Origin of the sequence: Azoarcus sp. PA01 (assembly GCA_001274695.2) — a bacterium.
GTDB lineage: Bacteria > Pseudomonadota > Gammaproteobacteria > Burkholderiales > Rhodocyclaceae > Aromatoleum.
This window is the reverse complement of sequence record LARU01000002.1, coordinates 1,002,651-1,027,021: the sequence shown is the minus strand read 5'-3', so window position 1 is coordinate 1,027,021 and position 24,371 is coordinate 1,002,651. Positions and strand designations below refer to the sequence as shown.

20 protein-coding genes and 1 pseudogene are annotated in these 24,371 nt (G+C 66.5%); 14 read left to right on the top strand and 7 right to left on the bottom strand.

What is annotated here, in order from left to right:
* Positions 1–118: 118 nt before the first annotated feature.
* From ilvD to egtB, 6 genes are all read left to right on the top strand, one after another.
* Positions 119–1,969 carry a dihydroxy-acid dehydratase gene (gene ilvD / locus PA01_05815; protein KON81188.1) on the top strand — a complete coding sequence of 617 codons (1,851 nt, stop codon included), beginning with the start codon at positions 119–121 and terminating at the stop codon, positions 1,967–1,969.
* Positions 1,970–2,206: 237 nt separating this feature from the next.
* Positions 2,207–3,433, top strand: coding sequence for an HDOD domain-containing protein (locus PA01_18615; protein KAI5913047.1), 1,227 nt, complete (start codon positions 2,207–2,209; stop codon positions 3,431–3,433).
* A 32-nt stretch (positions 3,434–3,465) separates the two neighbouring features.
* Positions 3,466–3,660: a hypothetical protein gene (locus PA01_05805; GenBank protein KON81187.1), complete on the top strand. Its 195-nt coding sequence runs from the start codon at positions 3,466–3,468 to the stop codon at positions 3,658–3,660.
* A 1-nt stretch (position 3,661) separates the two neighbouring features.
* Positions 3,662–3,964, top strand: coding sequence for a cell division protein ZapA (locus PA01_05800; GenBank protein ID KON81186.1), 303 nt, complete (start codon positions 3,662–3,664; stop codon positions 3,962–3,964).
* Between the two features lie 461 nt (positions 3,965–4,425).
* Entirely contained in the window at positions 4,426–5,232 is an 807-nt protein-coding gene (locus tag PA01_05795; protein KON81185.1) for a sulfite exporter TauE/SafE family protein, read from the top strand.
* A gap of 40 nt (positions 5,233–5,272) precedes the next feature.
* On the top strand, positions 5,273–6,574 hold the full coding sequence (gene egtB / locus PA01_05790) for an ergothioneine biosynthesis protein EgtB (GenBank protein ID KON81184.2): 1,302 nt from the start codon (positions 5,273–5,275) through the stop codon (positions 6,572–6,574).
* Positions 6,575–6,600: 26 nt separating this feature from the next.
* Here egtB and PA01_05785 read toward each other — a convergent pair.
* From PA01_05785 to PA01_05770, 5 genes and pseudogenes are all read right to left on the bottom strand, one after another.
* A pseudogene (locus tag PA01_05785) lies at positions 6,601–7,510 on the bottom strand (metal ABC transporter substrate-binding protein).
* Positions 7,511–7,538: 28 nt separating this feature from the next.
* Positions 7,539–8,408 carry a metal ABC transporter permease gene (locus tag PA01_05780; GenBank protein ID KON82336.2) on the bottom strand — a complete coding sequence of 290 codons (870 nt, stop codon included), beginning with the start codon at positions 8,406–8,408 and terminating at the stop codon, positions 7,539–7,541.
* Positions 8,405–9,172 carry an ABC transporter ATP-binding protein gene (locus PA01_05775; GenBank protein KON81183.1) on the bottom strand — a complete coding sequence of 256 codons (768 nt, stop codon included), beginning with the start codon at positions 9,170–9,172 and terminating at the stop codon, positions 8,405–8,407. Before PA01_05775 ends, PA01_05780 begins: the two co-directional genes overlap by 4 nt.
* A complete protein-coding gene (locus tag PA01_18610; GenBank protein ID KAI5913046.1) occupies positions 9,169–9,432 on the bottom strand; it encodes a hypothetical protein in 264 nt (87 codons plus the stop codon). Before PA01_18610 ends, PA01_05775 begins: the two co-directional genes overlap by 4 nt.
* A complete protein-coding gene (locus tag PA01_05770) occupies positions 9,429–9,881 on the bottom strand; it encodes a transcriptional repressor (GenBank protein ID KON81182.1) in 453 nt (150 codons plus the stop codon). Before PA01_05770 ends, PA01_18610 begins: the two co-directional genes overlap by 4 nt.
* A 296-nt stretch (positions 9,882–10,177) precedes the next feature.
* Between PA01_05770 and PA01_05765 the strand changes: the two genes are divergently transcribed.
* The 6 genes from PA01_05765 (at position 10,178) to PA01_05740 (ending at position 18,972) form a co-directional block, all read left to right on the top strand.
* On the top strand, positions 10,178–12,406 hold the full coding sequence (locus PA01_05765; GenBank protein ID KON82335.2) for a type I secretion system permease/ATPase: 2,229 nt from the start codon (positions 10,178–10,180) through the stop codon (positions 12,404–12,406).
* Positions 12,406–13,824, top strand: coding sequence for an HlyD family type I secretion periplasmic adaptor subunit (locus tag PA01_05760; protein KON82334.1), 1,419 nt, complete (start codon positions 12,406–12,408; stop codon positions 13,822–13,824). Before PA01_05765 ends, PA01_05760 begins: the two co-directional genes overlap by 1 nt.
* Positions 13,821–14,444, top strand: a complete 624-nt coding sequence (locus PA01_05755) for a response regulator transcription factor (protein KON81181.1) — start codon at positions 13,821–13,823, stop codon at positions 14,442–14,444. Before PA01_05760 ends, PA01_05755 begins: the two co-directional genes overlap by 4 nt.
* A 3-nt stretch (positions 14,445–14,447) precedes the next feature.
* Positions 14,448–14,792 (top strand): hypothetical protein, encoded by a 345-nt coding sequence (locus PA01_05750; protein ID KON81180.1) that lies wholly within the window; start codon positions 14,448–14,450, stop codon positions 14,790–14,792.
* 213 nt (positions 14,793–15,005) lie between these two features.
* Entirely contained in the window at positions 15,006–17,675 is a 2,670-nt protein-coding gene (locus PA01_05745; GenBank protein ID KON81179.2) for a retention module-containing protein, read from the top strand.
* Positions 17,676–17,748: 73 nt separating this feature from the next.
* On the top strand, positions 17,749–18,972 hold the full coding sequence (locus PA01_05740; protein ID KON82333.1) for a glycosyltransferase: 1,224 nt from the start codon (positions 17,749–17,751) through the stop codon (positions 18,970–18,972).
* On the opposite strand, the gene PA01_05735 is transcribed toward PA01_05740, so the two are convergent.
* Both PA01_05735 and PA01_05730 read right to left on the bottom strand, forming a co-directional pair.
* Positions 18,973–20,925: an EAL domain-containing protein gene (locus PA01_05735; protein KON81178.1), complete on the bottom strand. Its 1,953-nt coding sequence runs from the start codon at positions 20,923–20,925 to the stop codon at positions 18,973–18,975. It lies immediately after the preceding gene.
* A gap of 23 nt (positions 20,926–20,948) precedes the next feature.
* Positions 20,949–21,527 (bottom strand): transglutaminase-like cysteine peptidase, encoded by a 579-nt coding sequence (locus tag PA01_05730; GenBank protein ID KON82332.2) that lies wholly within the window; start codon positions 21,525–21,527, stop codon positions 20,949–20,951.
* Between the two features lie 343 nt (positions 21,528–21,870).
* On the opposite strand from PA01_05730, the gene PA01_05725 reads away from it, so the two are divergent.
* The gene (locus PA01_05725) at positions 21,871–23,325 is read left to right on the top strand and encodes a TolC family outer membrane protein (protein KON81177.1); all 1,455 of its coding nucleotides are present in this window, start codon (positions 21,871–21,873) and stop codon (positions 23,323–23,325) included.
* A 160-nt stretch (positions 23,326–23,485) separates the two neighbouring features.
* On the top strand, positions 23,486–24,337 hold the full coding sequence (gene queF, locus PA01_05720) for an NADPH-dependent 7-cyano-7-deazaguanine reductase QueF (protein ID KON81176.1): 852 nt from the start codon (positions 23,486–23,488) through the stop codon (positions 24,335–24,337).
* The last annotated feature ends 34 nt before the right edge of the window (positions 24,338–24,371 follow it).

The following is a 24,371-nucleotide window of genomic DNA, read 5'->3' as shown; positions in this document are numbered from 1 at the left end:
GATAGCCGACAGGCGTTTCGCTTCGGTTAGGTTTCGCTTCGGTTAGAATTCCAGGTCTGAACCTGAAGGGGCGCAGGCCGACGTGAGCCGAGCGCCCGAATTCCGAGCCGAGGACATCATGCCCCAGTACCGTTCCCGCACTTCCACCGCTGGCCGCAACATGGCGGGCGCCCGCGCGCTGTGGCGCGCCACCGGCATGAAGGACGGCGACTTCGAAAAACCGATCATCGCGATCGCGAACAGCTTCACGCAGTTCGTGCCTGGCCACGTGCACCTGAAAGACCTCGGTCAGCTGGTCGCGCGCGAGATCGAGGCGGCCGGTGGCGTGGCGAAGGAATTCAACACGATCGCGGTCGATGACGGCATCGCGATGGGCCACGCCGGGATGCTCTATTCGCTGCCGTCGCGCGAGCTGATCGCCGACAGCGTCGAATACATGGTGAACGCGCACACCGCCGACGCGCTGGTGTGCATCTCGAACTGCGACAAGATCACGCCCGGCATGCTGATGGCCGCGCTGCGGCTGAACATCCCGGCGATCTTCGTGTCCGGCGGGCCGATGGAAGCGGGCAAGGTCAAGTGGGAAGCGAAGGTGATCTCGCTCGATCTCGTCGACGCGATGGTCAAGGCGGCCGACAGCAGCTGCTCGGACGCCGAAGTCGATGCGATCGAGCGCTCCGCGTGCCCGACCTGCGGCTCGTGTTCCGGCATGTTCACCGCGAACTCGATGAACTGCCTCACCGAAGCGCTGGGCCTGTCGCTGCCGGGCAACGGCACGGTGCTCGCGACGCATGCCGACCGCGAGCAGCTGTTCCTGCGCGCCGGCCGCACGATCGTCGACATGGCGCGGCGCTACTACGAACAGGACGATGCGTCGGTGCTGCCGCGTTCGATCGCGACGTTCCAGGCGTTCGAGAACGCGATCACGCTCGACGTCGCGATGGGCGGCTCGACGAACACCGTGCTCCATCTCCTCGCCGCCGCCCGTGAGGCGGAAGTGAACTTCACGATGGCCGACATCGACCGCATCTCGCGCAAGGTGCCGTGCCTGTGCAAGGTCGCGCCGGCGGTGGCCGACGTGCATATCGAGGACGTGCACCGCGCCGGCGGCATCATGGCGATCCTCGGCGAACTGAACCGCGCCGGCCTGCTGCATGCCGAGCTGCCGACGGTGCACAGCAAGACGATGGCCGAAGCGCTGTCGCGCTGGGACGTCATGCAGGCGCACGACAACGCGGTGTTCGAGTTCTACAAGGCCGCACCCGGCGGCGTGCCGACGCAGGTCGCGTTCTCGCAGAACCGGCGCTGGAACGAACTCGACATGGACCGCTCGCACGGCGTGATTCGCGATCGCGCGAACGCGTTCACGCAGGAAGGCGGCCTCGCGGTGCTGTACGGCAACATCGCCGAGAAAGGCTGCATCGTCAAGACTGCCGGAGTCGATGAATCGATCTGGACTTTCACCGGACGCGCGCGCGTGTTCGAGAGCCAGGAAGCGGCCGTCGAAGGCATTCTCGGCGACCGGATCGTCGCCGGCGACGTCGTCGTGATCCGCTACGAAGGGCCGAAAGGCGGTCCCGGCATGCAGGAGATGCTCTATCCGACGAGCTATCTGAAATCGAAAGGGCTCGGCAAGGAATGCGCGCTGCTGACCGACGGCCGGTTCTCTGGCGGCACGTCGGGCCTGTCGATCGGCCACGTCTCGCCGGAAGCGGCGTGCGGCGGCGCGATCGGCCTGGTCGAGGAGGGCGATTCGATCGAGATCGACATCCCGTACCGGCGCATCGAGCTCGTCGTGCCCGACGAAGTGCTCGCCGCGCGCCGTGCCGCGATGAACGCGAAAGGCGGCAAGGCGTGGAAGCCGCAAGGGCGTCAGCGCGTCGTCTCGGCGGCGCTGCAGGCCTACGCCGCATTGACGACCAGCGCAGACACCGGCGGCGTGCGCGACGTCACGCAAGTCCAGCGCTGACGCGAGGCGGACCGACTGCGGTGAAAGGCGCGGCGCTGCTGCGGCGGGTGAGTTGTTCGGCTGGCTGATGCGGCTCGTCGGCGGCAGGCCGGCGGCGACGCTCGTCGTTGCGCCGCCGCCCGTCACGGTCGCGCCCCCTCGGCCGACGCCCTCGCGGCGCCTGCAGCCGCCGTTCGACCGGCCGCCGCGTCGGATGAGCTGGCGGTAGGCGAAGAGCGGGAGGCCGCAGCCGCACCGTTGCTGTGTCGCAGCGAAATTCTCGATCGCGACCAGTGCCCCCTCGGTTACGCGTTCGAACTGCGCGAGGATCTCGCGGGCAACATCCGCGCTCCCGGACGCCATGCGCGCGACTTCGTCAACGGGCTGCTCGTCGAGCAGCTTGCCCGCTACCGGCACGGCGCAGCCTTGCGCAATCGCGAGCTTTGCATACGCGTCTGGGACGGATTCCTCGCCCAGCCGGTGCTGGAATGCCTCGCGGGGCTGCGTATGGCGCTGCTCGTCCAGCCCGAGAACCCTGCCCGGGCGGCCGGCCGCGAAACGATCGTCCGGGCGCGACGGCTGCAGGGGCTGGGGATGCGCATCGTGCTCGATCACAACGATCCCGGGCCGTGGCTCGACAGCCTGCTGCCGGTTGCCGATGCGGTCGTGTTCCGCATGGGATTTTGCGTGCCCGAGGAGGTCGCGCTGTTCGCCCGCGCAGTCGCGCGGCAGCAGCCCGGCGTGGCAGTCTGGGCATGGGACGTCGGCACGCACGACGACTTCGACTTCGCGCGCAGCGCCGGATGCTCGGCGTTTTCCGGTGGATTCGTCACCCGCCGCGACGACTGGAAAGGCAACAGCCTGTCGCCTCACGCGGCACGCCTCGCGTCGCTGCTCGTGCGCTTGCAACACGGCGTCGAGACCCAGGAAATCGCCCAGATCCTCAAGCACGACCTGGCGCTCGCTTATCGCCTGCTGCGCTATGTCAATGCGGCCGGGTGGGGGCTCAACCACCACATCACCTCGGTCGAGCAGGCGGTGGTGCTGCTCGGTCGCGAGCCGCTGCAGCGCTGGGTCTCGATGATGCTGCTCGGGAGCGCGCGCAGCGTGCCCGGCGCAGGCGCGGTGCTCGAAGTGGCGCTGACGCGAGCCCGCTTCCTCGAGCTGCTCGGGGGGCTTCGCGGCGAGCGGGACCCGGCTGCGCAGCTGTTCGTGCTGGGCCTTTTTTCGCTGCTCGACGTCGCGCTGAAAGTGCCGATCGAGGACGCGATTCGCCCGCTCAAACTCTCGGTCGCGATGCAGGACGCGATCCTCGCGCGGCGCGGGCCGATGGCGCCTTATCTCGAACTGGCGCTGGCGCTCGAAGAGGGCGACGTGCCGCGGATGAAATCCTTCGCGGACGTGTTGGGCGTCGAAACGGACGCACTCGCCCGGCTCCAGTTCGAGGCGCTCGACTGGGTTCAGGCCGCCAGCAGCCCTTCTTGACCGGCTGCCGACCGCCCTCTACCATCCGCCGCATGGACGCAGAACTGAACAAGCTCGAGAACCAGCTCGAACAGCTGATCGGCCTGTACGAATCGGGCAGGGTCGAAATACGCGAACTGCGGACCCGGGTTGCCCGCCTCGAGGCCGATAACCGGGCGCTGGCCGAGAAGGTGCGTTTCGCGACGGGCAAACTCGAATCGCTGCTCGAACAATTGCCGGAATCCTGACATGCCTTCGGACACCCTCGACATCACGCTGCTCGGCAAAGCCTACTCGGTGACGTGTCGCGCCGAAGACAAGGAAGATCTGCTCGCGGCGGTTTCCTACCTGGACGAAAAACTCAACAGCCTGGCGAGCAAGACGCATGCGTCCGGGGAGAAGCTCGCGATGATGACGGCGCTGAACATCGCCCACGAATTCTTGCAGTTTCAGCGCACCGGCGGGTTTGACATGCAGGCCGTGAAGCGTAGAATCAATTTCGTAAACGCACGCCTCGACGGGGTGCTCGCGCAGCGGGAAAAGCTTTTCTGACAAAGGCTTGGCGCGAGTTGGGCAAAGGCGTGAGCTGAAAGATCAATCCCCCGCCTGTTCGTTGAAGTCGTAGATTCCTTGGACCAATGTCGAGAGACTTGGTCGCGGACCATGGATGCCGCAGGTGTGCACGCCCCTCGCCGGGTGAGCCTGATGCGGAAGGGAAGCGACCTCCCTGAACCCCAGGTTCAGGATGCCGGCGGAGACGAAACAGGTGGGGGGCCAAATTGAGAGGCACGGATCACGGTCCGTGCCTCTCTTGTTTTGTGCGGGCGTTTTTCATTTTTCATTATTAAACCGGCCACCCGATACCGTTCGGGCCGAGCCCTTCGGCCTCGCTCAGGACAGGCCTGTCGAAGCCTTGGCAGCGCCCTTCGACAAGTTCAGGGCGAACGGTTGTATTTGGCAATGGTTGTATTTGATTACTGCCTTAATAAGGGCCGGCGGACAGGACTGGAAGCATGGTTTTCGATGTGTGGTGGTTGAGCTACCTGGCGCTCGGTGCGTTCGTCGGTTTCTTTGCCGGCCTGCTCGGCGTCGGCGGCGGCGGAATCATGGTGCCGGTGCTGACGAGCCTCTTCGTCGCACAGGGTTTCGCCGTCGACAGCGTCGTGCACCTCGCCCTCGGTACGTCGATGGCGGCGATCGTCATGACTTCGCTGTCCAGTCTGCGCGCCCATCATCGCCATGGCGCGGTGCGTTGGGATGTCGTGCGCAGCATCACGCCGGGAATCCTGCTCGGCACTTTTGCAGCGACCTTCATCGCGTCGCGGGTCGCGTCCGAGCCGCTGGCGATCTTCTTTGCCGGCTTCATGGCTTACGTCGCGCTGCAGATGCTCGCGAACGTCAAGCCGAAGCCGTCGCGCGAGCTGCCGGGATGGCTCGGCATGAGCGCGGTCGGGGCAGGGATCGGGGGCGTGTCCGCCCTTGTCGCGATCGGTGGCGGGTCGTTGTCCGTGCCGTTCATGACCTGGTGCAACGTCAAAGTCCATAACGCGATCGGCACGTCGGCGGCGATCGGACTGCCGATCGCGCTTGCTGGAACCGTGGGTTACCTCGTCAATGGCTGGGACGGCACGGGAATGCCCGAATACAGTCTGGGTTTCATTTACCTGCCGGCGTTGCTGCTCGTCAGCAGCGTGAGCATGTTCACCGCTCCGGTCGGCGCGAAACTCGCCCACCAGTTGCCGGTCGCAACGTTGAAGAAGGTGTTCGCGGGCGTGCTGATCCTGCTGTGCGCGAAGATGTTGCACGCGATTTTCTTTTGAGTCGGGCCGGCTTGCGGGGCCGCAACGGGGAGGGCGAGACATGAAGCGATTGCGCGCGGTCAGCGGGATGGCTGACGCAGATCCGGAAGCCTTGCGCGAAGCCTGCAGCGCGGCCTATCGCGACATCCGCGCGGACAGCGAAGCGCTGGTCGCACCGTTGTGCATCGAGGATTTCGTCATTCAGGCTGCCGACGAGGCGAGCCCCGCGAAGTGGCATCTGGCTCACGTCAGCTGGTTCTTCGAGACTTTCATCCTGCGCGAATACTCGCCGGGCTACGCCGAGTTCGATCCCGCGTACCGGGTGCTGTTCAATTCCTATTACGAACAGATCGGCGCTTTTCATCCGCGCGCGGCACGCGGATTCCTTTCCCGGCCGACCGTCGAGGAAATCTACCGCTATCGCGCCCACGTCGATCGCCACATGCTCGAACTGCTCGACGACCGGCGCGACCGGCCGTGGCCGGAAATCCTCGAACGCCTCGAAATCGGGCTGAACCACGAACAGCAGCATCAGGAACTGCTGCTGACCGACATCAAGCGCAATTTCAGCGTCAGTCCGCTGCGTCCCGCCTACCGTGCCGATCTGGCGGTACCGCCGGCGCGTTCGCGCAGCGCGCTCGAGTGGACAGGTTTCGGGGGCGGCCTGTGCGAAATCGGTGATGCCGGCGAAGGATTCGCGTACGACAACGAGCGTCCGCGCCATCGCGTGTGGCTCGACCCTTTCCGTCTGGCGTCCCGGCCGGTGACCAACGGCGAGTATCTCGCGTTCATGGAATCCGGCGGCTATGCCAATCCGGCGCTGTGGCTGTCGGACGGCTGGGCGCGGGTCAAACAGTCGGAGTGGAGCAGTCCGCTGTACTGGGAGCGCATCGACGGCGAATGGTGGCAGTTCACGCTCGGCGGAATGCGCCGCGTGCATCCGGACGAACCGGTGTGCCACGTCAGCTACTACGAAGCGGACGCTTTCGCGACGTGGTCGGGGCGGCGCCTGCCGAGCGAGGCCGAATGGGAAGTGGCCGTTGCGGATCGAGCGGTGGGCGGAAACTTCCGCGATGCGGGTTATCTCCATCCCGTCGTCGCCGACGCCGGTGAAGGCTTGCGCCAGTTCTATGGCGACGTGTGGGAACACACCGTCTCGGCGTATCTGCCGTATCCGGGCTTTCATGCCGCAGCGGGCGCGCTGGGCGAGTACAACGGCAAGTTCATGTGCGGCCAGATGGTGCTGCGCGGCGGCTCATGCGCGACCCCTGCCGATCATGTGCGCCCGACCTACCGGAATTTCTTCTATCCGCACGAGCGCTGGCAGTTCCAGGGCTTTCGCCTCGCCGAGGACGGCGACTGAAAATCCGCTGCAGGCCGGATCGGCGCTCAGGGTGTCGGCGCCAATCCTTCCATCAGCGTCTCGAGGTTGTGACGCATCATGTCGAGGTAGGTCGGCGCGGGGCCGTCGGCATTTGACAACGCGTCCGAGTACAGTATCCCGCCGAGCCGCGCGCCGCTCTCGTGGCTGATGCGTTCGGCCAGCCGCGGATCACTGATGCTCTCGACGAACACGGCAGGCGCTTTTTCGCGCCGCAGCTGGCGGATCAGCTGCGCGATGCCGCCCGCCGAAGGTTCGGACTGGGTGCTGACGCCCGCGGCGGCGAGGAAGCGCACGTCGTACGCGTGGCTGAAGTAGCCGAACGCGTCGTGCGAGCTGACGACCTTGCGCCGCTCGACCGGCACTGTCGCCAGCGTGCGGCGGATCGTCGCGTCGAGGACTTCCAGTTCCGCGGCGTACCGGGCGGCGTTGCGCCGGTAGATGGCCGCGCCGCCCGGATCGGCCCGGCTCAGCGCGTCGGCGATGTTGGCGACGTACCGGATCGCGTTCGAGACGTCCTGCCACGCGTGCGGGTCCACGGCGCCTTCGTGGGCATGGCCATGTTCGTCGTCCTCCGCGAGCGGCCGGATCCCGGCGCTCGCGCTCAGCATCGTGCCCTGGTAGCCCGCCGACTGCGCCAGGCGCTCGATCCACTCGTCGAAGCCGAGGCCGTTGGCGACGACGAGCTGCGCGTTGCCGAGGCGCCGGGCGTCGGAGGGGCGGGCTGGTAGTTGTGCGCGTCGGCGCCGGGGCCGACGAGCGTCGTCACGGCGACCCGTTCTCCTCCGACGCGGCTGACGAAGTCGCCGAGGATGCTGAAGCTCGCGACGACTTCGAGCGGTGCGGCGCGCAGCGCCGGGCAGCGAGGGCAAGACCGAGCGCGAGCGCGGCGAGCAGGGCGATTTTCAGCTGATTCATCGATTCCGTGACGGTGACGACAGGGGCTTCAGGATTCGAGATGCGGGCGGCGCTCGAGCCGCGCCCCGAGCATGCCGCCGGGCGCCAGCGCGAGCGACAGCAGATACACCGCGCCGGCGGTCAGGATGATTGCGGGTCCTGCCGGGACATCGGCATGAAACGACGCGAGCATGCCGCCGATGCCGCTTGCCAGCGCGATCAGGATCGCCAGCGCCAGCATCGCGGGCAGGCGCCTGACCCACAGCCGCGCCGCGGCAGCGGGGAGGATCATGATGCCGACCGCCATCAGCGTCCCGAGCGCGTGAAAGCCGCTCACGAGGTTCAGCACGACGAGCACCAGGAAACCATAGTGGGCGATCGGGCTCGTGCCGCTGACGCTGCGCAGGAACGCGGCATCGAAGCATTCGATCACCAGCGGCCGGTAGAGCAGCGCCAGCGCGAACAGCGTCAGCGTCGAGATCGCGCTGATCAGCAGCAGCGAGTTGTCATCGAGGGCGAGCACCGAACCGAACAGCACGTGCAGCAGGTCGAGGTTGCGCCCGCGCAGCGACACGATCATCACGCCGGTCGCGATCGACAGCAGGTAGAACGCGGCGAGGCTGGCGTCCTCCTTGAGGATCGACGAGCGCGCGACGAGCCCCGCGGCGAGCGCGACGACCAGCCCGGCGATGATTCCGCCGACCGTCATCGCGCCGAGCGACAGGCCGAACGCGAGGTAGCCCAGTGCCGCCCCCGGCAGGATCGCATGCGCCATCGCGTCGCCCATCAGGCTCATGCGGCGCAACAGCAGGAACACGCCGACCGGCGTCGCGCCCAGCGCGAGCGCGAGGCAGCCTGCCAGGCCGCGGCGCATGAATTCGAAGTCGGAGAACGGCGCGAACAGCGCGTCCGCGATCATGCGGCCCCCCGCTCGGGTTGCCGCTGACAGACCTGCGCCGCGTCGTCGAAATCGCTCGCGAGGCGGCGCGCGATCGCGAGCCGCTCGCTGGTGAGGACTTCAGCGGTCGGGCCGAAGCCGACCGGCTCGCGCGCAAGCAGCAGGCATTCGGGAAAGTGCCGGCGCACGAGTTCGAGGTCGTGCAGCACCGCGAGAATCGTCCGGCCTTCGGCATGCCAGCCGAGGACGATCGCGACCAGATCCTCGATGGTGCGGGTGTCGATCGCGTTGAACGGCTCGTCGAGCAGCAGCAGCGGCGCGTCCTGGAGCATCATCCGGGCGAAGCGCGCACGCTGCAGCTGTCCACCCGACAGCGCGCCGATCTGCCGCGACTCGAAGCCGGACAGGCCGACTGCGGCGAGCGCCGCGTGCACGCGTTCGGCCTGGTCGCCGCGCAGCGCGCCGAATGCGCCGATGTCGCGCCACAATCCCATCGCGACCATGTCGAAGACGCATACCGGAAAGCTGCGGTCCATCTCATTCTGTTGCGGCAGGTAGGCGATGCCCGCGCGACCGGCCTTCAGCCGGAACGTCCCCTGCAGCGGCGCGAGTTCGCCGGTCAGCGCCTTGAGCAGCGTCGATTTGCCGGCGCCGTTCGGGCCGACGATCGCGACCAGCGCGCCGCTCGCGATGTCGCAGCTCAGATGATGCACGGCCGGGTGCCGGTCGTAGCCGAGCGTGAGGTTTTCCAGGCGCAGCGCCGGGACGTCGGTGGCGCGTTTCATGACAGCGCCCAGCCGATCGTGACCCACAACAGCGCTGCGCCGACCGCGGCGAGGGCGAGCCGGGCGCCCACCCCCTGTACGAGAACTGACGCGCTGAACGTGGGGTGAGGGTAAGCAGGCGCGAGCGGCGCGCGCCGGCCATGTTCGTGCGCGATGGGGTGGTGCGGCGCGGTTGCGGCGGCCGGAGAGTGGGCGGGATTCATCGTCGGAGGAGGGGTGGCCGGTTCGTCGCGGGAAGTGCCGGGTACGTCCGCGCTCATGCGTCGTCGGCCCGTCGCCGGCCGCAGTCCGGGCACGTACCGTGAAAGACGAGTTCGGCCCGCTCGGGGCGATATCCTGCAGGCAGCGCTAGGCTCTCGTCCGCGCGGATCGATTCCAGACACACGATGTGGCCGCAGCGGTCGCAATGGAAGTGCGCATGCGCTCCGCCGTTGTCGCCGCCGCTGTTGAAGCGCCACGCGCGGTCCGGCCCGCTGACGCGATGCGCGAGGCCCTGCTCGACGAGCCAGTCGAGCGTGCGGTAGAGCGTGACGCGGTCGTGATGCACGTCGAGCGCAAGCAGCCGCGCCGCGATGTCGTCATGGCTCAGCGAATGGGCGCTGTCGCGCAGGATGCCGAGCACCGCGAGGCGGGTGCGCGTAATGCGTCCCCCGCAGCCGGCGATCAACGCGGCTGCGCTTTTTTCGGCAGGCAGGGTCGGAGCGGTCATGGCTGGCGCAAGGAGCAGGGCGTCACTAATGCAACATTGTAGCATTTCAACGCCGGCGCTCCGCGATCGGCTGATTTCGCGTGCTCTTCCTCGCGTGCCCGGCATTCTCGCCGCTACGAATTGCAGTGTCCGGAGGTTTGCCGCGGGTGCGGCAGTGAAGGGGTGCGGCCCGCGCTGAAGTGAGAAGCCTGTCACGAGCTCCTGATCGGCGCTATGTAACAATTTGTTCGAGGCAACGAGTGGGGTGAAGCCGCGATGTTGCCGGTCCTGTTTTCAGTATTCCCGGTGGAGAGTGCGTGGCAGAAGCGGACAAACGTTCTGGTGACTGCGCTCACGCCGCGATCGGAGATCGCTGCGAGCCCGACCCGGCTCGCGCCGATCCGTCACCGGGCGATGCACGGGCGTCGGAACCGGCTGACCCGCTTCTCGAGTGCCTGCTGCTGCTCGCGCGTGCGTACGGCGGCAACCTGACGCGCGATGCGGCCGTCGCCGGTTTGCCGCTCGACGGCGCCCGCCTGCCGCCATCGCTGTTTGCACGCGCGGCAAAGCGCGCGGGCCTGAACAGCAGCATCGTCCGACGCCCGCTCGACGGCCTGAACGATGCGTTGTTTCCCGTTGTCCTGCTGCTCCATGGCCGGTCCGCGTGCATGTTGCTCGGCCGCGATGCGCAGCGCAACGTCGCCCGCGTGGTGTTCCCGGAACTGGGCGACTCGGAGGTCGCACTGCCGATGGCAGACCTCGAGGCGCGCTATGCCGGGGATGCGATCTACGTGCGCCCCGCGCATCGCTTCGATGCGCGGGTGCCGCAAGTGCGAGCGGCGCGCCGCCAGCACTGGTTCTGGGGCGTGATCGCGGAGAATCGCGCGCTGTACCGGGACGTGCTGCTGGCAGCGCTGATGATCAACCTGTTCGCCGTCGCGATGCCGCTGTTCGTCATGAATGTCTATGACCGCGTCGTCCCGAACGAGGCCGTCGAAACGCTGTGGGTGCTGGGTGCGGGGATGTTGATCGTGCTCGTCGGCGACGTGGTCCTGCGCACGATGCGCGGCTACTTCGTCGATCTTGCCGGCAGCCGCGCGGACGTCAAGCTCTCGGCCGCGATCATGGAGCGTGTCCTCGGCCTGCGCATGGAGCAGCGTCCGGAATCGGCCGGATCGTTCGCCGCGAACCTGCGCGCGTTCGAGTCGGTGCGCGACTTCATCAGCTCGGCCACGGTCGTCGCGTTCATCGATGTGCCGTTCGCGCTGCTGTTCCTGCTCGTGATCGGCTGGATTGCGTGGCCGCTGGTGCTGCCTTTCCTGTTCGGCGTCGCGTTGCTGCTCGTGTACGCGATGACGGTGCAGGGGCGGATGCATGAACTCGCGGAGACCACTTATCGCGCCGGCGCGCAACGCAACGCGACGCTTGTCGAGGCCCTGGTCGGCATGGAGACGGTCAAGGCGCTCGGCGCGGAAGCGCCGATCCAGCGCAAATGGGAGAAGAGCGTCGCGCTGCTCGCACGCGTCGGCTCGCAGTTGCGGCTGCTGTCGGCGACGGCGACGAACGGGGCGGCGTGGGTGCAGCAGAGCGTCAGCGTGGTGGTCATCATTGTCGGTGTGTACCTGATCGGCGACGGCCGGCTCAGCGTCGGCGGGCTGGTCGCGTGCTTCATGCTTTCGTCGCGCGCGATGGCGCCGATCGGCCAGGTCGCCGGACTGCTGGTTCAGTATCATGCCGCAGCCACGGCGCTCGAATCGCTCGACACGCTGATGAAAAAGGAAATCGAGCGCCCCGAGACGTCGTCGTTCATCAGCCGCCGCTCGTTCCGCGGCGACATCGAGTTGCGCAACGTCAGCTTCCATTATCCGGGCCAGGAGACCGAAGCGCTGCGCAACGTGTCGCTGCAGATCGGCGCCGGCGAGCACGTCGCGATCCTCGGCCGCATCGGCTCGGGCAAGACGACGCTCGAGAAGCTTATTCTCGGGCTGTTCCGCCCGACCGCCGGGGCGGTGCTGATCGACGGCATCGACCAGCGCCAGCTCGATCCGGCCGAACTGCGCCGCCATATCGGCTATGTCGCCCAGGACGTTACGCTGTTCTACGGGTCGCTGCGGCAGAACATCACGATCGCGGCGCCGTTCGCCGACGATGCCGCAGTGGTGCGCGCGGCGACGACCGCGGGCCTCACCGAGTTCGTCAATATTCATCCGCAAGGCTTCGACATGCAGGTCGGCGAGCGCGGCGCGTTGTTGTCCGGCGGCCAGCGGCAGGGGGTCGCGATCGCGCGCGCGGTCATCAATGATCCGCCGATCCTGCTGCTCGACGAGCCGACCGCGTCGATGGACCGCTCAAGCGAGGAGGAGCTCAAGGGCCGGCTGCGGGCGTTCGCGTGCGGCAAGACGATGATCGTCGTCACTCACCGTACTTCGCTGCTGGACCTCGTCACCCGCATCATCGTCGTCGACGGCGGCAGGATCGTTGCCGACGGCCCGAAGGAGCAGGTCGTCGAAGCGCTGCGTCAGGGCCGCATCGGGAGGGCGCCGTGATCGGTGATTATGGCCAGGCGGCGTTCGAGCGCGTCGGCGACGTGTCGGCGCGCATCGCGCAGCCGGCGCGCCCGTTGTTCGGACGGTTTTTCGCCCGCCTGATTCCGCCTCCGGCGGCGGACGACGGCCTCGACTGGGCGTGCGACGCCGACTGGGCGCGCCTGCAGCAGGAACCGCTGCGCGCCCGCATGTTGCTGCGCGTCGCCGCCGGCGTGATCGTGCTGCTGCTGCTGTGGGCGGGTTTCGCGCAGGTCGACGAAGTCACCCGCGGCGACGCGAAAGTGGTGCCGTCGTCGCAGGTGCAGATCATCCAGACCGTGGACGGTGGCGTCGTCGAGCAGATGCCGGTGCGCGAAGGGCAGATCGTCAATGCGGGCGAGTTGCTGCTGCGCATCGATCCGACCCGCTTCGTCTCGTCGCTGGCCGAAAACCGCTCCCAGTTCTTCGCGCTGCAGGCGAAGGCCGCGCGCCTCGAGGCGCTGACGAACGGCACTGCCTTCACGCTGCCCGATGAAGTGCTGCGCGAAGTCCCGGAAATCGCCGCCCACGAAAGCCTGCTGTACGAATCCAGCGTTGCCGGCATGGAGGCCCAGCTGTCGATTGCCCGCCAGCAGCTGAGCCAGCGCCAGCAGGAGCTCAACGAAGTGCGCGCGCGGCACGAACAGGCGAGCCGCGGTTTCCAGCTGGCGATGCAGGAACTCGGCGTCACGCGGCCGCTGGTCAAGTCCGGCGCGGTGTCGGAAGTCGATATCCTGCGTCTCGAACGCGAGGTGTCGCGTCTGCGCGGCGATCGCGACCAGTCCGCCGCGCAGATCTCGCGCATCCAGTCGGCAATTGCCGAGGCGACGCGCAAGATTCAGGAAGTCGAGCTGAGCGTGCGTAACGGGATGCGCAGCGAGCTGTCGGACACGATGGCCACGCTCGGCAGCCTGTCCGAAGGCAGCCGCGCGCTTGCCGACCGCGTCAAGCATGCCGACGTGCGCTCGCCGGTGCGCGGCACCGTCAAGCGCCTGCTCGTCAATACCGTCGGCGGCGTCGTCCAGCCGGGGCGGGAGATCGTCGAGATCGTCCCGCTCGACGACGCGCTGATCCTCGAAGCGCAGGTCAAGCCGAAGGACATCGCTTTCCTGCGGCCCGGACAGACGGCGCTCGTCAAATTCACCGCCTATGATTTCGCCATTTACGGCGGGCTCGAGGCGACGGTGGAGCATATCGGCGCAGATACCGTCATTGATGACAAAGGCAACGCGTTCTATACCCTCAGGGTGCGCACGCAAAATTCGAGTCTGGGCGACAACCTTCCGATCATTCCCGGCATGGTCGCAGAGATCGACATCCTCACCGGCAAGAAAACCATCCTCTCCTACCTGCTGAAGCCCGTGCTGCGGGCCAAGGCCAACGCACTGTCCGAACGATGAACCGCAACCTCTTCGCCTGCTCTGCAGCGGTGGCCCCGTCCGAACGCTGGCTCGAAGCGTTTCCGGGTGGCATGTGCACGGAGGCCGAGGCGGTCCTCGCGACGGGGCTCCCGTCGGACGTCATCTGGGTCGCCACTGCCCATGCCGACTGGCCGACGCTGGTCGCCCGGTTCCATCGCACGCTGCCACAGTCCCCGCTCGTCGTCGTCACGATGGTGCCCGAAGCCGACGAGGCGATCATCGCGCTCGAGCATGGCGCGCGCGGCTATTGCCATGCGCTGGCGGTACCCGGACTGCTGCGCGAGGTCGAACTCGTCGCCCGGCATGGCGGCCTGTGGGTGGGCGCGGAACTGATGGCGCGGGTCGTCGAGGCCGCTGCCCGGGTGCTCGCCGCCCCCGGACGAGGCCCGCTGCCGGCGAGTCTCTCCGCGCGCGAGAGTGAAGTCGCGCGCGAGACGGCCGCGGGGCTGAGTAACAAGGAGATCGCTTTGAAGCTCGGCATCACAGAACGGACGGTGAAGGCGCACCTGGGTGCGATCTTCGACAAGCTCGGGGTGCGCGACCGGCTGCAGCTGGTCCTCCGCCTGTCGGCACACCGCAGCGCGGCGCTCGCGGACTGAACGATGATCTTCATCAAGCGCAACGCCAGCGGCGAAGTGATTGCCGCGAGCCGCGAACCGGTCGGCTGCGACAACTTCGAACCAGGCGGCTGGGACGTCGCCAACGGTGACGAACCTGAAGTCGTCGCCTTCTTCGCTCTGCTCACCGAATCCGCGAATCCGCTGAGCCCTTCCGACCTCGGGCTGGTGCGCGTGCTCGAAGACCTGATCGACCTGCTGATCGACCGCGGCGTGATCCGCTTCACCGACTTGCCGCCCGCTGCGCAGGGCAAGCTGATGGAGCGGCGCGGCACCCGCGACGCGATGCACCGGCTGGCGTCGCTCGACGGGAGCGACGACGTGCTGTAACAGGCTGCTTCGCGGCCGGTTTTCCGGCGATTGACGCCGTCATCGGAACGATGCCGGCGTAATTGCAGCAAGTCGTGAAATTTCTCACGGCACTTGTCCTACGGTGCAATAGGTTCGGCGCGAGGGGCAGCGTACGGTATCCGTCGACAGCAGATGTCGTGCCGCCGGCGAGGTGCCGGCAGCGCCTCACTCGACCCTTCTGGAGCAACAATCATGGCCGGCCCGCTCGCAACCGTCATTACAGTCACCGGTAACGCATATGCACGTGACGCCGAAGGCAAGGTTCGATCCCTAACGCAAGGGGACGTGCTGGCGGAAGGAGAGACCGTCGTCGCCGCCGGGGGCGCCCGCGTCGAAATCACCCTCCCCGATGGCGACCTGTTCACGCTGGCCGAAAATCAGTCCGTCAAGCTCGCCGCCGACCTCACCGAAGCATCCCGGCCGGACGCGCAGGATGCCCGCATCGCCAGCGACACGGTCAACCAGATCATCGATGCGATCAACGAGGGCGCGAACCTCGATGACGTCCTCGAGGCTCCCGCGGCCGGCCTCGCCGGAGGCGGCGCTGGCGAAGGCAACGACTTCGTGCGCCTGCTGCGAATCGTCGAAGAGGTGAATCCCGTCGAATTCGACTTCTTCGCCGAGGACGAGTTGCTGCCGGTGCCGAGCGGCAACGCGTCGTTCGTCGACGAGACGGCGACGGTCACGCCCACGCTGACCGAAACGCTGACCGTTACCAGCACCGTGACGGGAGTCGTCACCGACACCGTGGAAGGGGTGGTGACCGCCACGATGACAGGCGTCATCACCGCGACGGAGCGCGGAATCGTGACGGCCACCGTCGGCGGCAGTCAGACGATCACGGTCACCGGCATCACGGAAACCGTGACGTCCGGCACGCAAACGGTGACGGGGACCGCATTGACCGAAACGGTGACGACGGGCACGGCGACGGTGACCGTGACGGCGACCGAAGCCGTGACCGAGACGGTGACGACGGGCACGCAGACAGTCGAGCTGACGGCGACCGCAGCGGCGACCGAGACCGTGACGACGGGCACTCAGACGATCGAGCTGACGGCGACCGCGGCCGCAACCGAGACGGTGACGACGGGCACGCAGACGGTGGACGTGACGGCGACCGCAGCCGCGACCGAGACGGTGACGACGGGTACACAGACGGTCGAGCTGACGGCGACCGAAGCCGCGACCGAGACGGTGACGACGGGCACGCAGACGATCGAGCTGACAGCGACCGAAGCGGCGACTGAGACGGTGACGACGGGTACGCAGACGGTCGACCTGACGGCAACTGCAGCCGCGACCGAGACCGTGACGACGGGCACACAGACGATCGAGCTGACAGCGACCGAAGCGGTGACCGAAACCGTGACGACGGGCACGCAGACGGTGGACGTGACGGCGACCGAAGCTGCAACCGAGACGGTCACTGTCGGGACCGATACGGTCACGAACACCTACGTCACCGAAACGATCACGACGACCACGTTGCTCGATACGTCCGATCTGGCGATCACTGCGGCTGGTCCGAATGGAGAATATTCGGTCACGGATGCTCCGCTGACAGTCGTATTTTCGACAACGGCTGGACATCTGGTTAACGCGAACAACGGCTATATCGCGATCGATAACCTCAACATCAATCCGGGCGAGACGCTCTTCATTCGTTTCGAAGCGGAAGGCCTGCCCGCGCCCGTCAATGACGTGACGCTCGAAATCTTTGTGCCGGGCGGTTCCGCAAGCTTCGACTGGTCGGCCTCGAACGGCAGCGGCGGCACGGTATCGACCGCAGGCGGGACTGTTCTCATTCCCGGCGATTACACTGCCTTGACCGTTACCGGCATGAGCGGAGCGTTCAGACTCGGTCCCATTGTCGGGGTTGCAACGGACGTGCAGGTGACTGAAACGGTCATCGCAACGGCAACCGAAACGGTCACCCTTACCGCGACCGGAACTGTCAGCGAGACCGTGACGACGGGCACGCAGACAGTCGAAGTGACGGCAACGCAAGGCGCGACCGAGACCGTGACGACAGGCACGCAAACGATCGAGGTGACGGCGACCGAGACGGTGACGACGGGCACGCAGACAGTCGAAGTGACGGCCACGCAAGCCGCGACTGAGACGGTGACGACAGGCACGCAGACGGTCGCGGTGACGGCGACCGAAGCGGCGACCGAGACGGTGACGACCGGCACGCAGACGGTCGAAGTGACGGCCACGCAAGCCGCGATCGAGACGGTGACGACGGGTACGCAGACGGTCGAGCTGACGGCGACCGAAGCGGCGACCGAGACGGCGACGACGGGTACGCAGACAATCGAAGTGACAGCGACGCAAGGCGCGACTGAAACCGTGACGACGGGTACGCAGACGGTGGACGTGACGGCGACCGAAGCCGTGACCGGCACCGTGACCGTCGGCACGCAGACGGTCGAAGAGTTCGGCACTGCGATGACCCCGACCGTGACTTCGGGCACCGAGACGGCAAGCTTCGTCACCGAAACCGTGGTGTCGGCGACGGAAACGATTGCCGGCCCGACCGAGACAGTCACGCTGACCGAATTCACCAGCACCATCACGGTGAGCGAATTCACCGACACCGTGACAGTCGGCGAATTCACCGAGACGGTGACCGTCGGCCACTTCACCGAGACCGTCACCGAGACGGTGACTGCCGAGACCGGTCATTCGCCGGTTCGGCAACTGGCGGCGATCGATGTGATCAGTGACGACGATTCGCTGATCGAAGGCCCCGGACAAACGAGTGGTTCGGGTACCCCCCGCGGCGACGCATTCGAATCCTTCGATCAGGATTCGCTGAGCCGGATGCTGAGGAACGACGTTCCTTCAGGCGAATGACGCGGCAATGACGTGACAGCGATGGCGGGCCGGCGGCTCCGCCATTTCCCGGATGGATCAGCAAAACATCGCAATGCGCATACTTTTCATACACGAAGGACTGGGTCAGTTCCAGACATTGCACGAGTACCTGAATGCCGAAAGCCTCGCGCATTCGTGGTTCCTGTGCTCGACCTCGGTTTATCAGGCGAACAAGGACAGGATCCCGAACCTCGTGCCGTTCCAGGTGCCGGCGGAGAACGCGAATACCTATTTCTATACGAAAAATCTCGAAGCCCGCATCCAGCGCTCGTTCCTGATCAGGAAATCGATCTCCGAACTGCTCGCACGTACCGGCATCGATGTCATCGTTGCGCACGGGTCGGGCGGCTTTCCGCTGCAGCTGTTCGGCGAATTCGACATTCCGATCATCACCTATATCGAGTTCCCGTCGTTCACGCACCACGGCTACGACCCCAAGTATCCGCAGCCCGACTACGCGTCCTATCGCGACAAAGTGTTCGAAATGACCAGCTATCACCAAGTGCTGAAGAGCGAGCTCGTGATCGTGCCGAGCGCCTACGCGAAAGCGATGTTTCCGGCCTGCCTGCACGACAAGGTGATCGCCCAGATGGAGGGCTTCGACATCACCCGCCGGCCGAGCACTTTCGCGAGGAAGGACGGCATTTTCCACATCGGTTTTGCCGCGCGCGACCTGTCATCGGCGAAGGGGTTCGAGCAGTTCATCCTGATTGCGAAGGAAATCCTGAAGAAAAGGCAGAACGTCCGCTTCGTCTTCTGCGGCGCGCCGAAAGTGCTCTACAGTTACGAAGACGCGTTCCTGCAAAGCTGCTTCGAAAAGGAGAACCGGCCCGAGTCGTTCATGAAATACGTGCTGGAACGCGAAGGAATCACGCTCGGCGCGGATTCGGCGTTCCAGCATGTCGATTTCGCGTCGTACGACGAGTTCGCCGGCTATGTCGAAGCGATGGATCTCTTCCTGTATCCGTTGCAGTTCGGCTCCGCGAACTGGGGGCTCTTCGAGCTGTTGTTCCGCGCGAAGGTGGTCATCGGCAGCGATCGCTGTTTCGTCCCCGAAGTCATCAGGCATCGCTACAACGGTCTGCTGTGCAAGTACGAAGACATACAGACGTGGGTGCAGTATGCCATGGAGGTGATCGACGCTCCGGCTGATTTCCGCCATCTCGGCGAAAATGCGCTGCAGGATGCACGCGAACGATTCCACATCCGCAACGTCGCGGCCAGCTATCTGCGCATCTTCGATATGGCGATCGGCCGGCGCGCGCTGATCGGCTGATTACGGTCGTGCGGCACCGGGAGCGGGGCCGGCCTGGAGCGGCTGCGGCGCCGCGATCGCCGGCCCGGTCATGCCGTCGACGCCGCAAGCGGGCAGCGCGCGTCTCTCCGCTTCGGTGCCGACCCCTTCGGCGATCGTCAGCAGTCCGATCGAATGGGCGATCGTGCACAGGCTGCGCAGAATGCCCTGGCTGCTGGCGTCGCCGTCGATGCCGCGAACGAGCGCGGCGTCGATCTTGATGTAGTTCAGGCCGAGCTCGTGCAGGTCGTTCAAGCGGGCAAAGCGCGGACCGGCATGTTCGATGCCGAGTTTGCAGCCGAACGGTCGCAGCGCGAGGCAGAACGCGCGCAATTCCGGCTGGTGGAGCACCGCGCCGTATTCCGGCACCTCGATCCAGAGGCGTTGCGCGGCGGCCGGATGGCGCTGCAGCAGGCTGAACAGTTCACTGCAAAAGCTCGCCTCAGCGAGCGATTCGGCGGAAATGTTGATTCCCAGCGGTGTTGTGCTGCCGGCGATTTCGCGTATCGCGGCATGTGCGACGGCTGCGTCGAAGCGGGGCGCCAGGCCGAGACGCGCAACCCACGGCATGAAATAGCCTGCAGCCTGCCAAGTGCCATCGAGCATCACGCGCATCGGCGCTTCGTCGTGAAGCAGCGTGCCGTCAGCGGCGAGCACCGGGAACCGGCCGAGGCGAATGCCGTTGCGCTCGAGCGACTCGGTGAGCGCGCTGCGCCAGGCCTGAAGATCGGGAAAAGGCACGGCGGTGATGCGCGCTTTGGCGATTTCGATTGCGCGTTCCCCTGCGCGTTCAGCCACGGCCAGTGCGCCGTCGACGCGCGCCAGCAACGACGAGCGCGATTCCCCTGCCGCAAATGCACCGGCCGCCAGCGGCAGGCGGATTCCGCGCCCGGCCGCGCTGACATCGAGCGCCGCATGCAGCGTGTGCGCAAGCTCGCCCGCGAGTGCTGCCGGATCCGCGCCGCCGGGCGCGAGCAGCACGAAATCGCTGCCGCCGATGCGGCCCGTTTCCCAGTCCCCGTGGGCCGCGGCGAACGCCGCATACTGGTCCGCGATATCGCGCAGCAGGCGGTCTGTCGCATCCCGTCCGAGACGCCGGTTCAGCGCCGCAAGGTCGCCGAGGCGCGCGATCAGCAAAGTGCCGGCGGAATGCGCGTCGTCGCGCGCCAGCACCGAGTCGAGGCGGTTCATGAACTGGCCGCGGTTGAGGAGCCCCGTGACGTCGTCATGCTGCGTGTGGCGGCGCAACTCCTCGAGCCGCCGCGATTCATCCGCGAGCATCGTGCGCACCCGCTCGCTCAGCGTGTTCATCGCATGCACCAGGCGGCGAAACTCCATCGTGTTCGGCTCCGGCGTCGTGACGAAGCGCCGCTCGCCGATCGCCTCCGCCTGCTCGACGACCTGCCCCAGAGGTCGCGTGATGTGCTTGATGATCAGCGTGCCGATCAGGCCGCTCAGCACGCCGCCGAGGCCGAACCAAAGCAGCAGCTGCTGCGTGCCGATCCACAGCGCTTCGTACGCATAACGCTTGTGGCTCTCGAGCGTGAGCGTGCCGAACTGGTGCCAGCCGTCCTGCACTTGGGCGATGCCGGGCCGCGCCTCGATCGGAATCAGCCGCATGAACCACTCGGGCGTGGCGTTGCGCGGGCCGGCGTACTCGCGTTCGACCACGACGTCGCCCGACGGGGCAGTGAGACGGATCAGCCGGTAGTGGCCGGCGTCGAACTGGGCAGCGACCTGCAATTCGACGGTGACCGGATCTTTCGGCAGCTGCGACAGCGCCAGCGCCAGCGACGTGGCGTTGTCGAGATTCTTCACCTGCAGCTGCTGCTCGAGGTAATGCCGTGCCGAGAGCGTGCTGACGACCAGGCTGCCGCCGAGCGACAGGGACATCACGATCGCGATCGCGATCCACAGTTGCTTGATCAGGGACATGACTGCAAATCTCCGGTGGGCTGTCATTGCAGGCCCTCCTGCTGCATGCGCACGAGCACGCTGCGCCAGCGCGACAGGCGGGTGGTCGGATCCGCGGACGAGGCGCTCGCGCCGCCGATCCACAGACCCGCGCTGTTGAAGCTGAATATCGGCAACAGGTCGGGCCGCCGCCCGGCCGGCCGCACTTCGCCGATCAGGTTGTCGAGAACGAGCGGCTCGGCCTGCGGCGAGGGGTAGAAGCCGACGACCATGTGGGCCTGCGAAAGAACGCTGTGCGCGCCGCCGATCTGCGCCCGGACATAGATCAGGCGCAGCTTGTCGGCCGGAATGCCGAGCAGTCGCAGGCTCATGTATTTCGCGATCGAGAAGTCTTCGCAGTCACCGGCTCCGCGGCCGAGCGTCTCGAGCGGAGTTGCCCAGTAGTCCGCCTCGTTCCAGATCGCCGCGTCGTCGTCGAAGCGGATGCGCCGGTTGAAAAACGTATTCGTGTGCTGCAGCTTTTCCAGGTCGTCCAGCGGCAGCGCGTCGGCGATCATCTGGCGCCACGCGCGCACCGAAGTCGTCCCTGGCGTGCCGAAACGTTCGCCGGCCAAGCGTTCCATGAGATCCGCATCGCCGCGGGCGCTCACGAGCCCGACGCCGATTACTACGCACAGGCCACCCAGCCGGACAAGCGCCGAGGTGCCCGGTCGGCATCGCCGGGAAAACATTCCGTGCGGAAGGAGGTGTGTCGGCATCGGACGGCACGCGGTTCGGTCGTCGCCATTATCGGGTATCGGCCGAAGGCCGCAGGTGGCGCGTCACGCCCTTATTTGACGGGAAGTGTTGCGTAGTTGGCGGAGCGGCCAAATTCAACCGCATATCATTTATCCAGCCGGATCGAGTGACCTGTGCCCTGCATTCGCGGGATTCGTGCACGGAGCCACGCACCGTTATGGAGATGACATGAAAAACCTGAGAACCGTGATCTGTGTTGCCGTCCTGGCTGCGCTGCCCCGGTTCGCGGCGGCAGAAGTCCCGGAAGCGTTGCGCGACGCGGCCCGCAAGGCGGTCGTCGCCAATCCCGAAGTGCAGGCGGGGTGGCATGCGTTCCGGGCTGCCGCGGAAGAGCAGGGCGCCGCGCGCGGCCGCTACTTCCCGCACGTCGACTTGATCGCCGGTGCGGGGCGCGAAACGCTGAAACGCCCGGGGCAGTCGTCGGACGACTTCAATCATCGCCGCGTGAGCCTCTCGCTGAATCAGATGGTCTATGACGGTTTCCTGACGCGCAGCGAGGTGTCGAGGCTCGGCTACGCGAAGCTCACCCGCTATTACGAGCTGCGCGACGTCTCCGAGACCGCGGCGCTCGAAGCGCTGCGTGCGTACAGCGATGTGCTGCGCTACCGTGATCTGACGCGCCTCGCGCAGGAAAACTACGTCCAGCACAAGCAGATCCACGATCAGATCGCCGAGCGCGCCGGCGCCGGGGTGGGCCGAAGGGTGGATCTCGAGCAGGCGGCCGGGCGCCTTGCGCTGGCCGAGTCGAACCTGCTCACCGAAGTCTCCAATCTCCACGACGTCAGCGCGCGCTACTTGCGCATCGTCGGTGAAGCGCCGCCCGCGCAGGCGCAGCGGTTTGCGCCCGACACGGTGGTCGGTGCGATTCCCCCGACCGTGCGGGAGACGCTGCGCGCCGCTTTCGTGACCAGCCCGTCGCTGAATGCCGCAGTCGAGAACGTTCGCGCCGGACAGGCCCAGATCGAGTCGCGCAAGGCGGCGTTCCATCCGCGAGTCGATGTGCGGGCGCATCGAGGGGTCGATCACAACTTCGAAGGCCTCGATGGACGTTCGCGCGATGGCGCGGTCGAAGCCGTCCTGAGCTACAACCTGTCGCGCGGTGGCGCCGACCAGGCGCGGCTGCGCCAGGCGGCCGAAACGCTCGACCTGGCCAAGGACCTGCGCGAGAAAGCGTGCCGCGACCTGCGCCAGACGCTGTCGATCGCGTACAACGACGTGCGACGGCTGACCGAACAGCTCGTGTATCTCGATCAGCACCAGCTTTCGATCGAGAAGGCGCGCGAAGCCTATCGTCGGCAGTTCGACATCGGGCAGCGCACGCTGCTGGACCTGCTCGACACCGAAAACGAATACTTCGAGGCCCGGCGCGCGTACGTGAACGCCCAATACGACCGGATCATCGCGCAGGCCCGCACGCTCACCGGCATGGGGCAGCTGATGGGCGCTCTCGGTGTCGCGCGCGAGGATTTGCCCGCGCCCGAAGAAATCGGCCAGGACCGCAGCGGCATCGATCCGCAGACGGTCTGCCCGCCGGAAGCGCCCGCAATCGTCGAGGTCGACAAGGAAGCATTGCTGTCCGAGGCGATCAGGGCCGTCGGTGGCACGACGCGCTCCGGCAACTGAGCGATTTCGGCCGCACCGAGACGCGACTGCCGCCGGCGTTCCTGCTGCCGCGGCAGTCAGCGCCTCGCTTGAACGGGGGCCTGTCCGCAGCGGGCTCCTATCGGCACTCGCCATTCAGGTAGCGGTTCCGGAAAGAGGCAATTCCCTTACAATCGCCGGCATGAGTACTTCCGATACGCACGACCACGGCGCCGAGGCGTCGCCGTTGGGCCGGTCCGTCGTCTATCGTGACGCCTACGCCCCGGAGCTCCTGTTTCCGATCGCGCGGCAGATCAAGCGCGACGAACTGGGTATCGCGCCCGACACGCTGCCGTTCACCGGCGAGGACCTGTGGAATGCATACGAACTGTCGTGGCTGAACTCGCGCGGCAAGCCGGTTGCCGCGCTCGGCACGTTTCGCGTTCCGGTCACGTCCCCGCGCCTGATCGAGTCGAAATCGCTCAAGCTCTACCTGAACTCGTTCAACCAGCACCGATTCGTCGATCCCGCGCTCGTGCACGACACGCTGACGCGCGACCTGTCCGCCGCCGCCGGGGCGCCGGTCGCGGTGTCGATCGAGGTCCTGTCGCGCCGGCCGACGCGTGTTTTCGGCTACCCGCACGGTGTGTTGCTCGACGAGATCGACATCGAGATCGACACTTATCAGACCGACGCCGCTTTCCTGCAAGCCGACACCGCCGCCGATGAAGTCAGCGAGACGCTCTATTCGCATCTGCTGAAATCGAACTGTCTCGTCACCGGCCAGCCGGACTGGGGGACGGTCGTCGTGCGCTACATCGGTGCGCCGATCGACCGTGCCGGGCTGCTGCGTTACATCGTCTCGTTCCGCAGCCACAACGAGTTCCACGAGCAATGTGTCGAACGGATCTTCTGTGATGTGCTGCGCCGCTGTGCGCCGCGGCATCTTGCGGTGTGGGCGCGCTACACGCGGCGCGGCGGGCTCGATATCAACCCGTTCCGCTCGACCGGGCACTTCACGCAATTCGACAATGTCGCCGAAGTGCGGCAATAAACCCGCTCCCTTTCGCCGCCGCGCGATGCCGCAG

Bases quoted from the DNA above. Each gene is read 5' to 3' on its own strand.
- ilvD (KON81188.1), top strand. From the start codon at position 119: ATGCCCCAGTACCGTTCCCGCACTTCCACCGCTGGCCGCAACATGGCG.
- PA01_05805 (KON81187.1), top strand. From the start codon at position 3,466: ATGGACGCAGAACTGAACAAGCTCGAGAACCAGCTCGAACAGCTGATC.
- PA01_05800 (KON81186.1), top strand. From the start codon at position 3,662: ATGCCTTCGGACACCCTCGACATCACGCTGCTCGGCAAAGCCTACTCG.
- PA01_05795 (KON81185.1), top strand. From the start codon at position 4,426: ATGGTTTTCGATGTGTGGTGGTTGAGCTACCTGGCGCTCGGTGCGTTC.
- egtB (KON81184.2), top strand. From the start codon at position 5,273: ATGAAGCGATTGCGCGCGGTCAGCGGGATGGCTGACGCAGATCCGGAA.
- PA01_05780 (KON82336.2), bottom strand. From the start codon at position 8,408: ATGATCGCGGACGCGCTGTTCGCGCCGTTCTCCGACTTCGAATTCATG.
- PA01_05775 (KON81183.1), bottom strand. From the start codon at position 9,172: ATGAAACGCGCCACCGACGTCCCGGCGCTGCGCCTGGAAAACCTCACG.
- PA01_18610 (KAI5913046.1), bottom strand. From the start codon at position 9,432: ATGAGCGCGGACGTACCCGGCACTTCCCGCGACGAACCGGCCACCCCT.
- PA01_05770 (KON81182.1), bottom strand. From the start codon at position 9,881: ATGACCGCTCCGACCCTGCCTGCCGAAAAAAGCGCAGCCGCGTTGATC.
- PA01_05755 (KON81181.1), top strand. From the start codon at position 13,821: ATGAACCGCAACCTCTTCGCCTGCTCTGCAGCGGTGGCCCCGTCCGAA.
- PA01_05750 (KON81180.1), top strand. From the start codon at position 14,448: ATGATCTTCATCAAGCGCAACGCCAGCGGCGAAGTGATTGCCGCGAGC.
- PA01_05745 (KON81179.2), top strand. From the start codon at position 15,006: ATGGCCGGCCCGCTCGCAACCGTCATTACAGTCACCGGTAACGCATAT.
- PA01_05740 (KON82333.1), top strand. From the start codon at position 17,749: ATGCGCATACTTTTCATACACGAAGGACTGGGTCAGTTCCAGACATTG.
- PA01_05735 (KON81178.1), bottom strand. From the start codon at position 20,925: ATGTCCCTGATCAAGCAACTGTGGATCGCGATCGCGATCGTGATGTCC.
- PA01_05730 (KON82332.2), bottom strand. From the start codon at position 21,527: ATGGAACGCTTGGCCGGCGAACGTTTCGGCACGCCAGGGACGACTTCG.
- PA01_05725 (KON81177.1), top strand. From the start codon at position 21,871: ATGAAAAACCTGAGAACCGTGATCTGTGTTGCCGTCCTGGCTGCGCTG.
- queF (KON81176.1), top strand. From the start codon at position 23,486: ATGAGTACTTCCGATACGCACGACCACGGCGCCGAGGCGTCGCCGTTG.